The sequence below is a fragment of the Bartonella sp. A05 genome (genome assembly GCF_026930145.1).
Classification (GTDB): Bacteria; Pseudomonadota; Alphaproteobacteria; order Rhizobiales; family Rhizobiaceae; genus Bartonella.
The window spans coordinates 121,304-133,660 of the sequence record NZ_JANHOJ010000001.1 but is presented as its reverse complement, the minus strand read 5'-3'; the positions used below and the strand labels follow the sequence as shown (position 1 = coordinate 133,660).

General features: G+C 39.7%; 10 protein-coding genes and 1 pseudogene. 10 read left to right on the top strand and 1 reads right to left on the bottom strand.

What is annotated here, in order from left to right:
• Positions 1-13 precede the first annotated feature (13 nt).
• From NPX98_RS00500 to NPX98_RS00490, 3 genes are read left to right on the top strand one after another with little or no spacing between them, the layout of a single operon-like run.
• Positions 14-1,135 carry a microcin C ABC transporter permease YejB gene (locus NPX98_RS00500; protein ID WP_269021996.1) on the top strand — a complete coding sequence of 374 codons (1,122 nt, stop codon included), beginning with the start codon at positions 14-16 and terminating at the stop codon, positions 1,133-1,135.
• Positions 1,135-2,277, top strand: coding sequence for an ABC transporter permease (locus NPX98_RS00495; RefSeq protein ID WP_442864448.1), 1,143 nt, complete (start codon positions 1,135-1,137; stop codon positions 2,275-2,277). The genes NPX98_RS00500 and NPX98_RS00495 overlap by 1 nt, the downstream gene beginning before the upstream one ends.
• Positions 2,274-3,884 (top strand): ABC transporter ATP-binding protein, encoded by a 1,611-nt coding sequence (locus NPX98_RS00490; RefSeq protein WP_269021994.1) that lies wholly within the window; start codon positions 2,274-2,276, stop codon positions 3,882-3,884. The genes NPX98_RS00495 and NPX98_RS00490 overlap by 4 nt, the downstream gene beginning before the upstream one ends.
• Here the strand turns inward: NPX98_RS00490 and NPX98_RS00485 are convergent.
• Positions 3,830-4,618: a molybdopterin-synthase adenylyltransferase MoeB gene (locus NPX98_RS00485; RefSeq protein WP_269021993.1), complete on the bottom strand. Its 789-nt coding sequence runs from the start codon at positions 4,616-4,618 to the stop codon at positions 3,830-3,832. The two genes, NPX98_RS00490 and NPX98_RS00485, sit on opposite strands and share 55 nt — an antisense overlap.
• Before the next feature lie 87 nt (positions 4,619-4,705).
• On the opposite strand from NPX98_RS00485, the gene gshB reads away from it, so the two are divergent.
• The 7 genes and pseudogenes from gshB to NPX98_RS00450 all read left to right on the top strand — a co-directional run.
• Entirely contained in the window at positions 4,706-5,644 is a 939-nt protein-coding gene (gene gshB, locus NPX98_RS00480) for a glutathione synthase (RefSeq protein WP_269021992.1), read from the top strand.
• Positions 5,645-5,850: 206 nt separating this feature from the next.
• Positions 5,851-6,864, top strand: coding sequence for a PstS family phosphate ABC transporter substrate-binding protein (locus NPX98_RS00475; protein ID WP_442864447.1), 1,014 nt, complete (start codon positions 5,851-5,853; stop codon positions 6,862-6,864).
• Positions 6,865-6,925: 61 nt separating this feature from the next.
• Positions 6,926-8,386, top strand: coding sequence for a phosphate ABC transporter permease subunit PstC (gene pstC / locus NPX98_RS00470; RefSeq protein WP_269022414.1), 1,461 nt, complete (start codon positions 6,926-6,928; stop codon positions 8,384-8,386).
• Complete coding sequence (gene pstA, locus NPX98_RS00465) at positions 8,383-9,675, top strand: phosphate ABC transporter permease PstA (RefSeq protein WP_269021989.1); 1,293 nt, start codon at positions 8,383-8,385, stop codon at positions 9,673-9,675. Before pstC ends, pstA begins: the two co-directional genes overlap by 4 nt.
• 44 nt (positions 9,676-9,719) lie before the next feature.
• A complete protein-coding gene (gene pstB / locus NPX98_RS00460; protein ID WP_269021988.1) occupies positions 9,720-10,478 on the top strand; it encodes a phosphate ABC transporter ATP-binding protein PstB in 759 nt (252 codons plus the stop codon).
• A 41-nt stretch (positions 10,479-10,519) separates the two neighbouring features.
• Positions 10,520-11,242 carry a phosphate signaling complex protein PhoU gene (gene phoU, locus NPX98_RS00455; protein ID WP_269021987.1) on the top strand — a complete coding sequence of 241 codons (723 nt, stop codon included), beginning with the start codon at positions 10,520-10,522 and terminating at the stop codon, positions 11,240-11,242.
• A 276-nt stretch (positions 11,243-11,518) separates the two neighbouring features.
• Positions 11,519-12,301 (top strand): annotated as a pseudogene (locus tag NPX98_RS00450) (cell wall hydrolase); the annotation flags it as partial.
• Positions 12,302-12,357 lie beyond the last annotated feature (56 nt).

The following is a 12,357-nucleotide window of genomic DNA, read 5'->3' as shown; positions in this document are numbered from 1 at the left end:
GTGAAAACAAAAAATGGTGACCTATATCCTGCGACGTCTTTTTCTGATTATACCGACACTGATTGGTATTTTAACAGTAACATTTATTATTGTTCAATTTACGCCGGGTGGACCTATTGAAAGCATTATTGCTCAATTACAGGGTACAGGAGGTGACGCTGTAGGACGTGTGGCAGGAGCTAGTGATCTTGGTTCTCCTACTGATGTCGTTATGGATGCTGCTCATGTTGAGACGTCTACCTATAGAAATTCTAAATATCGTGGTGCACAAGGATTAGATCCAGAATTTATTGCCAAACTTGAGAAACAGTTTGGTTTTGATAAGCCGCCTTTGGAACGTTATTTGACGATGCTTGGTAATTATTTGCGTTTTGATTTTGGGGAGTCTTATATACAAGGACGTTCAGTGATTGAGCTTATCAAGAATGCTTTACCTGTCTCTCTTTCACTTGGCTTTTTACAATTGCTGATTTCCTATACTATTTCTATACCGTTGGGAATACGTAAAGCTCTTAAAGAAGGGTCTTCTTTTGATGCATGGACAAGTGCTGTTATTGTTATTGGTTATGCTATTCCAAATTTTCTCTTTGGTATTTTTTTAATGGTTTTCTTTGCAGGAGGGTCTTTTTTTGATTGGTTTCCATTGGGGCATTTAACATCCGATAATTTTGATAAATTATCCTTGGGAGGTAAAATATTAGATTATTTTTATCATTTAGCTCTTCCGTTGACCGCAATGGTCATTTCTGCTTTTGCTACAACGACTTTACTGACAAAAAATTGTTTTCTAGAAGAAATTCGCCAGCAATATGTTATTACAGCCCGGGCTAAGGGATTAAGCGAGTGGTCGGTTCTTTATGGACATGTTTTTCGCAATGCAATTTTGGTCGTTATCGCTAGTTTTCCTGCGACTTTTATGGGATCATTCTTTAATGGATCGTTGTTGATTGAAATGCTCTATTCATTAAATGGTTTAGGGTTGTTAAGTTATACGTCTATTGTCAATCGTGATTATTCCGTTGTGTTTGCTTCTCTTTATATTTTTTCGTTGATTGGTCTCATTGTTAGCCTGATTTCTGATGTTATTTATATGCTGGTTGATCCACGTATTGATTTTGACAAAAAGGATTTATGATGGACAAAGTAGAACATAATAGATTGTGTGACACTCAATTTCAGAAAAAACCTTTTCTTTCTCCATTGAATGCGCGTCGTTGGCGTAATTTTAAACAAAATCGTCGTGGGTTATGGTCCTTGTGGCTCTTTTTGTTTTTATGTTTTTGTTCTTTTTCAGCAGAGTTTATTGCCAATGATCGTCCGATTGTCGCTGCTTACAAAGGAGAATTGCTTTTTCCTGTTTTTTTTGACTATTCCGATGAAAAGTTTGGGGGAAATCTTGCAATAGCAGATTTCCGCGATCCTTTGATTCAAAATGAAATTGCAAAACATGGTTGGGCAGTGTGGCCGCTTGTGCACTATTCTTATCATACGATCGTAGGGAATAAAACTGTCGCTTTAGCGCCTCCTTTTTGGCTTCAAAGCAAAGAGGAACGTTGTGTTAATTATGCGCAAGGAAGTGCTGATCCAGAATGTACAATAAGCCGATGGAATTGGCTTGGAACAGATGATCTGACACGTGATGTTTTTGCGCGGGTTTTATATGGTTTTCGCGTATCGATCATTTTTAGCATTCTTTTGACAGCTATTTCTACGATTATTGGTGTTACAGCGGGAGCGATTCAAGGTTATTTCGGTGGTTGGGTTGATTTGATCTTTCAGCGTTTAATTGAGATATGGTCTTCTGTACCATCGCTTTATTTGGTTATTATTATGGCTGCTGTTTTAGCACAAGGTTTTTGGATGTTATTGGGAGTTATGCTTCTTTTCCAATGGGTGACATTGGTTGGTGTCGTGCGTGCGGAATTTTTGCGTGCACGCAATTTTACTTATGTTAGTGCTGCGCGTGCTTTAGGTGTCCCGAATAGCACGATTATGATACGTCATTTATTGCCAAATGCTATGGTTGCTGCTTTAACCTATATGCCATTTTTATTAACATCGGGGATTTCATTATTGACGTCGCTTGATTATTTGGGGTTTGGTCTTCCCCCTGGTTATGCTTCTTTGGGTGAGTTGATGCGTCAGGCTACTTCGAATTTAAACGCCCCTTGGATTGGTATTACAGGTTTTGTTGTTATTGCTGTTATGTTGTCGCTTCTTGCATTTATTGGTGAGGCAGCGCGCGATGCATTTGATCCACGAAAGACACTACAATGACAGAATTGCTTTCAGTTCGTGATTTTTCTGTTGCATTTCGCCAGGAAGAAGAAAAAAAATATATTCTTGAACACATTTCTTTCGATATTGAGGAAGGAGAAACTGTTGCGTTGGTAGGAGAATCAGGCTCAGGAAAATCAGTAACAGCATTATCGATTTTGCAATTATTGCCTTTTTTGAAAACATCTTATCAATCGGGTGAGATTCTTTTTAAGAATCAGAATTTACTTCAACAGAAAGAAGAGGATTTGCGTAAAGTGCGTGGCAAAGATATTGCCATGATTTTTCAGGAGCCGATGACCGCTCTTAATCCTTTGCATAATGTAGAACGCCAGATAGGCGAAGTTCTGAAAATGCATTCGAATGTGTCTGATAAACCATTGCGTGTGCGTGTTATTGATTTGCTGACACAAGTTGGAATTCGCGAACCAGAAAAACGTTTGGGTGCGTTTCCGCATCAATTGTCTGGTGGCCAACGACAACGTGTGATGATTGCGATGGCGCTTGCGAATAGCCCACAATTATTAATTGCCGATGAGCCAACAACAGCACTTGATGTGACTGTTCAAGCGCAAATTCTTGAGCTGTTCGTGCAGCTTAAGAAGAGCTACAATATGTCAATGCTTTTTATCACCCATGATTTAGCGATTGTGCGTCGTATTGCGGATCGTGTTTATGTAATGAGGAAGGGGAAAATCGTTGAAAATGGTTCAGTAAACGAAATTTTTACAAATCCTCAACATTCCTATACAAAAAAATTGTTAGCATCAGAGCTTAAAGGTCATCCTCTTCAAGCTGATAGTAATATGCCTGTTTTGATGCAAGGTCAGAAAGTAAGCGTTTGGTTTCCAATTAAAAATGGCTTGTTGCGCCGGACAGTTGATTATGTGAAGGCTGTTCAGGATATCAATATTACAGTTCGTTCTGGGCAAACAGTTGGTGTTGTGGGGGAATCTGGTTCAGGCAAGACAACATTGGGGCTTGCTCTGACACGGATGCTTTCGTCTACAGGTCAGATCTATTTTGATGGGACTGATATTGGTCATTTTAATTTTAAGCAGATGCGTCCTTTGCGTCGTCATATCCAGATTGTTTTCCAAGATCCTTTTGGTTCGCTTTCTCCGCGTATGTCTGTTAATGAAATTATTGCTGAGGGATTATCGATTCATGAGCCACAGCTTTCTTATTCTGAACGTGATGATCGTGTGATTGAGGCTTTGTATGAGGTTGATCTTGATCCTGCTACGCGCTATCGTTATCCACATGAGTTTTCTGGCGGGCAGAGACAGCGGATTGCTCTTGCACGTGCAATCATTCTGAAGCCACGTTTTATTATGTTGGATGAACCGACGTCTTCTCTTGATATGAGTGCGCAAGCTCAGATTGTTGATCTTTTACGTCATTTACAACAAAAATATCATTTGGGTTATTTGTTTATTAGTCATGATTTGAAAGTTATTAAGACGCTCGCGCATGAGGTGATTGTTATGCACCATGGGAAAATGGTTGAGTATGATTCTTCTGATCGTATTTTTTCTTCCCCAAAGAATTCTTATACGCAAACTTTAATGGCTGCAGCATTTGCTTTGGAAGCTGGCCGTTTATAGGAAATTATATTAAATTGCGCTGATAATCCGTTATATAGGAGTATTTTCCCCACCAATGGCTCACCAACATTTGTGATGAGTTTAATGGCTTCCATTGCTTGCAGTGTACCGATGACACCAGGTAAAACACCGATGATACCCACTTCGGCACATGTGGGGATAACGCCAGCGTCGGGTGGATTAGGAAATAAATCGCGATAATGAGGATTGTTATCTTTATAAGGCATAAGCACTGTCAGTGAGCCATCGAACCGTCCTACAGCACCGCTGATTAAAGGCTTGGCACAGGAGGCAGCATGGTCAGCAAGCAGATAGCGTGTAGCAAAATTATCACTGCCATCAATAATGATATGATAGGCATTCAGTAATTCATCGATATTATTTTCATCTAAATGTAAACTATGTTTTTCAACAGTGACATGTGGATTAATGCCTTTTATAGTGTTTTCTGCGCTAACGGTTTTACGTTGGTTAATCGCGCTTGTTTTATGAAGGACTTGGCGTTGTAAATTGGAAAGAGAAACGATATCATCATCAACAATTCCGAGGGTCCCAACACCTGCTGCTGCAAGATAGGTTAAAACAGGGGAACCAAGACCACCTGCGCCGACGACAAGTACACGAGCAGCTTTAAGCTTTTGTTGTCCCATACCACCAATTTCGGGCAAAATAATATGACGTGCGTAGCGTTCGATTTCTTCCGAGTTTAATGGTTCATTAGCTTCTTGTATCATAGTCTCTCTCTTGTCATAGTTCCTTTATTGTTTAATAAGTTTGTGGCTCTAAGACCAGTATGCTTTTAGTGATAAGAGGTTTTATTTATGAAAATTGCTATTCAGATGGATCATATTTCAACGCTTCGGATCCAAGGAGATACTACGTTTGCACTTGCTTTGGCTGCACAGACACGTGGACACTCTCTTTTCCATTATACACCGGATTGCTTATCTATGCGATATGGTTGTGTGATTGCGCGGCTAGAGCCATTGACTGTACGTGATGAAGAAGGTCACCATTATCAATTAGGGGAACCTGTGCGTACGGAACTGACGGATATGGATGTCGTGCTGTTACGACAAGATCCACCTTTCGACATGAATTATATCACGACAACACATTTTTTAGAGCGCATTCATCCTAAGACTCTTGTTGTGAATGATCCGGCATGGGTACGCAATAATCCAGAAAAGATTTTTGTGACGGAATTTTCTGATTTGATGCCAGAAACATTAATTACAAAAGATTTTGAAGAAGTAAGAGACTTTAGGGCGACATTTGGGGACATTATTCTTAAACCACTCTATGGCAATGGAGGTATGGGTATTTTTCATCTGAAACAGGATGATCGTAATTTGGCATCGCTATTGGAAATGTTTGTACAAAGCTATCGCGAGCCTTTTATTGTTCAGCGTTATTTAGATGCAGTGCGAAAAGGTGATAAACGGATTATTTTACTTGATGGTAAACCTGTGGGGGCGATTAATCGAATTCCGGCAGAAATGGATGTCCGTTCTAATATGCATGTTGGAGGACGAGCAGAAAATATTGATTTAACAAAACGTGATTATGAGATTTGCAATCGTATTGGTCCATCTTTGAAAGAACGTGGTTTGCTGCTTGTGGGGATTGATGTGATTGGAGATTATATAACAGAAATTAATGTTACATCTCCTACGGGAATTCGTGAAATTAAACGTTTTGGTGGGGCGGATATTGCTTCTTTGTTTTGGGATATCATTGAATTCAAGCGTTCGAATTAAATTTATTGAAACGGCAAGCTAAAATATAATTTTGTTATGGAAATTATTTATGCCCCCTTTTTTATTTTGTCATGCTATAAACGTAAATTAGGATTCAAATTCAGCTTATCACAATGATGAATAATAAAAATGAGTGCGAATTTGTGGGAGGTGTAATTTAGGGAGTTTTTAGATTGAGCAAATTGGTATCAGTTAGAATAGTGCTGATGTTCGTTGCTGTGTTGTTCGCTGATGTTAGCAATGCGCGCGATCAAATTCAAATTTCCGGCTCATCTACCATTTTACCTTATGAAAAAATTGTTGCTGAGATATTTGGAGACATTTACCCTAATTTTAGGATTCCAGTTATCGAATCGGGTGGATCAGGCGCAGGTATTAAGGAATTTTGTCGTGGTATTGGGAATAATACAATTGATATCGTGAATGCTTCGCGGGCCATGAAGACAAGTGAATTACAATCTTGTTTTGATGCTGGTGTAAAAGATATTGAGGAAATGCTTATCGGGTATGATAGTATTGTTTTCGCGACAGATATTGATGCCCCTGATTGGAAATTACAGATTGTAGATATTTATAAGGCGTTAGCTGCTCAGGTTATTGTTGACGGGAAATTGCAGCCAAATACAGTTTCGAAATGGAAGGCAGTTAATAATGCTCTTCCTGATTGGATAATTACGGCGTATATTCCCGGAGAAAAGCATGGAACCCGTGAAGTTTTTGAAGAAAAGGTGCTTGTTGCGGGTTGTCAGGCCAGTGGTGCAATTGAGGCGATGCAAGCTTTAGGGATGAATGATAAGGAGATTCATGCAGCTTGTATTGCTGTGCGTAAGGATGGGAAAGCCATTGATATTGATGGCGATTATTCTGAGACCTTTGCTCGTCTTACCTCTCATAAAACAGCTGTTGGTATTTTGAGTTTGTCTTTTTATGAAAATAATGCAGATAAGCTGAAGGTCGTGTGGATTAATGGTGTTTATCCAAGTGTTGAAACAATTTCCAGTGGTGAATATTTGATTTTTCGTCCACTTTTTTTCTATGTTAAGAAAGCACATTTAGATGTCATTCCAGGTTTGCGAGAATATGTTGATTTTTTTCTTTCTGATCAAATGATTGGTCCAGATGGCCCTTTGGCTGAATATGGTTTGGTGGCTGCTTCTGAACGTGAGCGGCAGTTACAACGTGATGCTTTTTCTGCTGGTACAGTGATGACTTTGAAATAATTTTCTGAAACTTTGGTGCAGGGACTTTCTGGGCTGCATTGTGATAAAAATTGAAAGATATATGCGCATTTCCTTTGTTCTTTTTTTGCTCTTTATTTTTGGTTTTTTCGGCTTTTGCATTTCTTATATGCGTGCTCGCTTTTTTGAATATGCAGGATGCAAGATGCATTCTCGTGCGCATTATTATGGCTGGTGGACATTTTTAATAACTGTTCTTCCAGCTCTTATTTTTTTAGTTTTTTGGGATAGTGGGAGTGCAATTTATTTGGAGCATAGAGCCTCGCGGGAGATTGAGGTATGCCTCACGCAAATGACGGAAATTGTTAATCATGATCTTGTTTTGGGAATTATTCGTAGTCTGGTCAAAATTATTCACCACTTTGAAGGATCCCTTGTCACTGCTTCTTATGAGGATGTGCAGAAACAATTATTCGCGAAGGGTTTTGTTTTGCCTATAAAGGCACCGAATGATGTGGTTAGAATAGCACAGTCATGGTATACTTCTGCTGAAAAGCTGAAATTTATTGGTCATATTTTATTGTTTATGATTGCGTTTTTTGGCTTTATCTCTGGGATTATGCATATTGCTCCGCGCCAGCGTGCACGCGATAAAGTTGAGCGTTTGATCGTTATTGGATTGGTTTGTGCATCTGCGGTTGCGATTTTGACAACAGTTGGCATTGCAATTTCCATGTTATTTCAGACCATTAGTTTTTTTCAGTCTGTACCATTTTCAAATTTCTTTTTGGGAACGGTTTGGGATCCTCGTTTTTCATCCGGTGGCTCGGATGGTGAAATGGGACAGTTTGGTTTTATACCGCTACTTGCTGGAACGCTTTATATTGCGCTTGTAGCAATGCTTTTTGCTGTTCCTATCGGGTTATTTTCTGCATTTTATATGGCTGAATATGCACCTGCTCGATTACGCTCGATTGTAAAACCATTATTGGAGGTTCTTGCTGGTATTCCGACCATTGTTTATGGGTTTTTTGCTTTGAAGATTGTTGGGCCTTTTTTGCGGGATCTCTCTATTTCTCTTTCTGGTGGGGTTGGTTTTATTATGACTCAAAGTGTTTTGACCGCTGGTTTGGTGATGGGCATTATGTTGATCCCTTTTGTTTCATCTTTATCCGATGATGTCATTACTGCTATTCCGCGTTCGTTGCGCGAAGGTTCTTACGCCTTAGGAGCAACGCGATCTGAAACAATTAAAAAAGTGATTATGCCGGCAGCACTTCCAGGTGTTATAGGAGCGCTTTTGTTGACTGCATCGCGTGCGATTGGGGAGACGATGATTGTGGTTTTGGCGGCAGGTGTTTCAGCCAATTTGACTCTGAATCCATTTGAAGCAATGACCACGATGACGGTTAAAATTGTTAATCAATTGACGGGTGATTTTGAATTTAATTCTCTACAAACTCTTGTAGCTTTTGCTTTGGGGATGACACTTTTTATTTTAACACTTTTAATGAATATTTTTGCTCTTTACATAGTGCGTAAATATCGGGAGCAATATGAATGAATGGAGCTTCTCTTTCGCATCGTCGTAATATTGGATTGAAACGCCGTTATAGAGCTGAGCTTCGTTTCCGTGCTTATGGCCTGATTGCAATTGTGATAGGCTTATTTTTTTTGGTTACTCTTTTATGGTCTGTAGTTAGCCAAGGTTATACAGCTTTTTTTCACAGTGAAATGACATTATCGATTTATTTGGATGAAAAAGTCATTGATCCAATGCATCAACGAGAGATTAATCCCAAGGTTTTAATAACTGCAAATTACCCACTTCTTGTGCGCAATGCTTTGGCTACAAAGTTAGGTGTGGATCGCAATGATAGAACCTCTATGCGTGATGTTAATCGCATGTTTTCAAGTGGTGTGCGTGTTCAGTTGCGTGATATGGTGACAAAGAATCCAAAGCTGATTGGGACAACGCAAAAAATAAAAGTTTTAACAGCAGCAAATATTGATTCAGCTTATAAGGGGCAGATTGATTTGCATATTGCAGAACAAAAACGCAAAGTTTCTGATCGGCAGATAGAGTGGATAAAGCGCTTGGCTGATGATGGTACGCTTTATCAAGCGTTCAATTGTGGTCTTTTTACGTTTGGTGCATCAAGTCGTCCTGAGACTGCAGGATTAGGTGCTGCCATGGTTGGTTCTTTTTATATGATGGTTATTGTATTGATAGGTTCGCTGCCAATAGGGGTTGCAACGGCTATTTATCTTGAAGAATATGCGCGTAAAAGTAAGTTTACAGATTTTATTGAGATTAATATCAATAATCTTGCTGCTGTTCCTTCGATTGTTTTTGGTCTTTTAGGGCTTGCTGTTTTTATTAATTTTTGGGGGATGCCGCGTTCAGCATCTTTGGTTGGTGCTCTTGTCTTGATCCTTATGACATTGCCAACAATTATTATTGCTACACGTTCTGCTTTGCGAGCTGTTCCTCCTTCTATTCGTGCGGCGGCTTTAGGTTTAGGGGCATCGAAAACACAAATGGTTTTCCATCATGTTGTTCCTTTGGCTACGCCTGGTATTTTAACTGGTACGATTATTGGTTTGGCTCAGGCGCTCGGTGAAACTGCACCTTTGCTTTTGATTGGAATGGTTGCTTTTGTTGTAAATATTCCCACTACCCCAATGGATCCGGCGACGGCTTTGCCTGTTCAGATTTTTATGTGGATGGGTGAAGCAGAACGCGCTTTTGTTGAAAAGACATCGGGTGCCATTATTGTATTAATGATTTTTCTTGCTGTCATGAATATTTCAGCTGTTCTTTTGCGTCGACGATTTGAACGGCGTTGGTAATTTCGGTAAGGTTTTTGCGTCAAAAAAGGGAGGCTAAGTCTGCAATGAAGATCAAAATGCGTGGTCAAGATGTTAGGGTTTCTTATGGAAGCAAGGAAGTACTTCACGGCATTACTCTTGATATCCCTGAACATAAAGTTACTGCATTGATTGGCCCTTCAGGTTGCGGAAAGTCAACTTTTTTGCGTTGTTTTAACCGTATGAATGATACAATTGAAGGTGCTCAAATAACAGGTCTTATTACCTTAGATGAGGATAATATTTATGACTCGCGGATTGATGTTGTAGAGTTACGTGCGCGTGTTGGTATGGTTTTTCAAAAACCAAATCCCTTTCCAAAGTCTATTTTTGAGAATATCGCTTATGGACCACGTATTCACGGTTTGGTCAAGTCGCGTGCCGAATTACGTGATGTGGTTGAAAAGAGTTTAATACAGGCGGGGTTATTTGAAGAAGTTAAAGATCGCCTTCATGAAGCAGGAACGAGTTTGTCAGGAGGGCAGCAACAACGCTTGTGTATTGCACGTGCTATTGCGGTTAGTCCTGAAGTTATTTTGATGGATGAGCCCTGTTCGGCTCTTGATCCGATTGCAACAGCGCGTATTGAAGAGCTTATCGATGCGTTACGACAAAATTATACAATTGCTATTGTGACACATTCGATGCAACAAGCTGCACGTGTTTCTCAATATACAGCTATGTTTCATATGGGACATTTGGTAGAAGTTGGTGAAACTGAAATGATGTTCACCTCACCAAAAGAGCAACGTACGCAAGATTACATTACAGGACGTTTTGGCTAAGTAAACAGAGTGTTTTTTAAGTAAAGTGAGGAGTATAGGATATGTCTACGAACCATACGGTCCGTTCTTATGATGCAGAGCTGAAATATTTGGCAGCAAAGATTACGGAAATGGGTGGTTACGCGGCAAAGATGATTGAACGTTCTGTGGCATCAATTGTTCATGATGACCTTCAGCTTGCAGCTATGGTTATTGCTGATGATTTATTTTTGGATAAAGCAGAACGCGATATTAATGAAAAAGCGATTACCATTATCTGCAAACGTCAACCGATGGCTGTTGATCTGCGTGAAATTGTTGGTGCCATTCGCATTTCTTCTGATCTTGAGCGGATTGGAGATATGGCAAAAAATATTGCTAAGCGGACTGTTGCTATTTCAGAAACGCGTCAACATACAGCCTGTTATCGTGGCCTTGAAACAATTGCAGCTTTGGCGCTCAATCAGTTACAGGAAGTATTAGATGCTCATGTTAGTCGATCATTGGATAGCATTGAGGCGGTACGCGAACGTGATGATGAAATTGATACGCTGTATACCTCTCTTTTTCGTGAGCTTTTGACTTATATGATGGAAGATATGCGGAATATTACAGTTTGTACGCATTTACTTTTTTGTGCAAAGAATATCGAACGGATTGGTGATCATGTTACCAATATTGCTGAAACGTTGCACTATATTGTAACAGGTTATCATATGTCTTCTGATCGCCCCCGTGATGATCTTACATATGAAGTTGGAATAGATGGGAAGAAAACAGATTGAGGTTTACTGCATTTTGCTTCGACAACGGTTTTTTGTTCATTCGCTAAGATGTATTGTTTTTCATACACAACGTTTCCCAATATTTGGGGTGCAATACTCTATTGGTGATCGAAATGTATGAATGTTGATATTAAACAATTATGTCTAGCAATATCGATTAAATGCAAACAGTATTTTAATTAAGACTTTTTTATTCTTTTTTATGCATACATGATTTGTAATCAAATTTCATTTGAATTTCTCATGCTGAAAAGACATAGGAACGCATTGCATAGGATGGAAAAAACTCGGGGGATTGTTTTTGTGAGCTTTTTTGTAGCTCAATTGGTTATTGCGGGTTGCTTCTCGAATCATTTGGGTAGTAAGAAGGCTGAAGATCATCAGAAAGCAAAAGCAGTGGAATATCCATTGACGGAGCGCCAATGCCTTATGCGTGCTATGTATTTTGAATCCAGTCGTTCAAGTCGTGAGGGAATGATTGCAGTAGGAACGGTTGTTATGAACCGTGTTAATTCCACTGCTTATCCAAAGACAATTTGTGGTGTTGTTGGTCAGCGCAAACAGTTTGCTCCGGGTGTTTTAACGCGCCCTATGACAGAACCAGCATCTGTTGAACGTGTTAAAGAGGCCGCTGATGCTGTTTTACGCGGCGAGCGGGATAAAAAAGTTAAAGACGCTATGTTTTTTCATACTGCAGGTTTATCTTTCCCTTATAAGAATATGCATTATGTTCGTGTTGCTGGGGGTAATGCTTTTTATGAGAAACGGGGGCGTGATGGTTTACGCCAGATTCCTGCGAATAACCGTCCTTATGATGTTGCTTTTGCTTTTGCCCAAGAACGTTCTGGCAATGTGCCGAATTTTATGGATTCAGACTTAGAAAGTGAGGGAACAAAAGCAGAGGGAAACCAAAATGCGCCAATTTTAACAGAAATAGCACAAATGAAGCAGATGAATGCTGCTCCTTTTGTTATTGCGCGACTTGATAAGGTTCCCATTCCCACACGTGCACCTGACCGTATAGATATGATGCAGGAAACCACAGTTGTTGTAGCATATGCTCAGGAACATGCTAGCAATGGATCGAATTTTATAGATTCAGATGTAGGAAGTAG

Bases quoted from the DNA above. Each gene is read 5' to 3' on its own strand.
- gshB (WP_269021992.1), top strand. From the start codon at position 4,706: ATGAAAATTGCTATTCAGATGGATCATATTTCAACGCTTCGGATCCAA.
- NPX98_RS00490 (WP_269021994.1), top strand. From the start codon at position 2,274: ATGACAGAATTGCTTTCAGTTCGTGATTTTTCTGTTGCATTTCGCCAG.
- pstB (WP_269021988.1), top strand. From the start codon at position 9,720: ATGAAGATCAAAATGCGTGGTCAAGATGTTAGGGTTTCTTATGGAAGC.
- pstA (WP_269021989.1), top strand. From the start codon at position 8,383: ATGAATGGAGCTTCTCTTTCGCATCGTCGTAATATTGGATTGAAACGC.
- phoU (WP_269021987.1), top strand. From the start codon at position 10,520: ATGTCTACGAACCATACGGTCCGTTCTTATGATGCAGAGCTGAAATAT.
- NPX98_RS00485 (WP_269021993.1), bottom strand. From the start codon at position 4,618: ATGATACAAGAAGCTAATGAACCATTAAACTCGGAAGAAATCGAACGC.
- pstC (WP_269022414.1), top strand. From the start codon at position 6,926: ATGCGCATTTCCTTTGTTCTTTTTTTGCTCTTTATTTTTGGTTTTTTC.
- NPX98_RS00500 (WP_269021996.1), top strand. From the start codon at position 14: ATGGTGACCTATATCCTGCGACGTCTTTTTCTGATTATACCGACACTG.
- NPX98_RS00475 (WP_442864447.1), top strand. From the start codon at position 5,851: ATGTTCGTTGCTGTGTTGTTCGCTGATGTTAGCAATGCGCGCGATCAA.
- NPX98_RS00495 (WP_442864448.1), top strand. From the start codon at position 1,135: ATGGACAAAGTAGAACATAATAGATTGTGTGACACTCAATTTCAGAAA.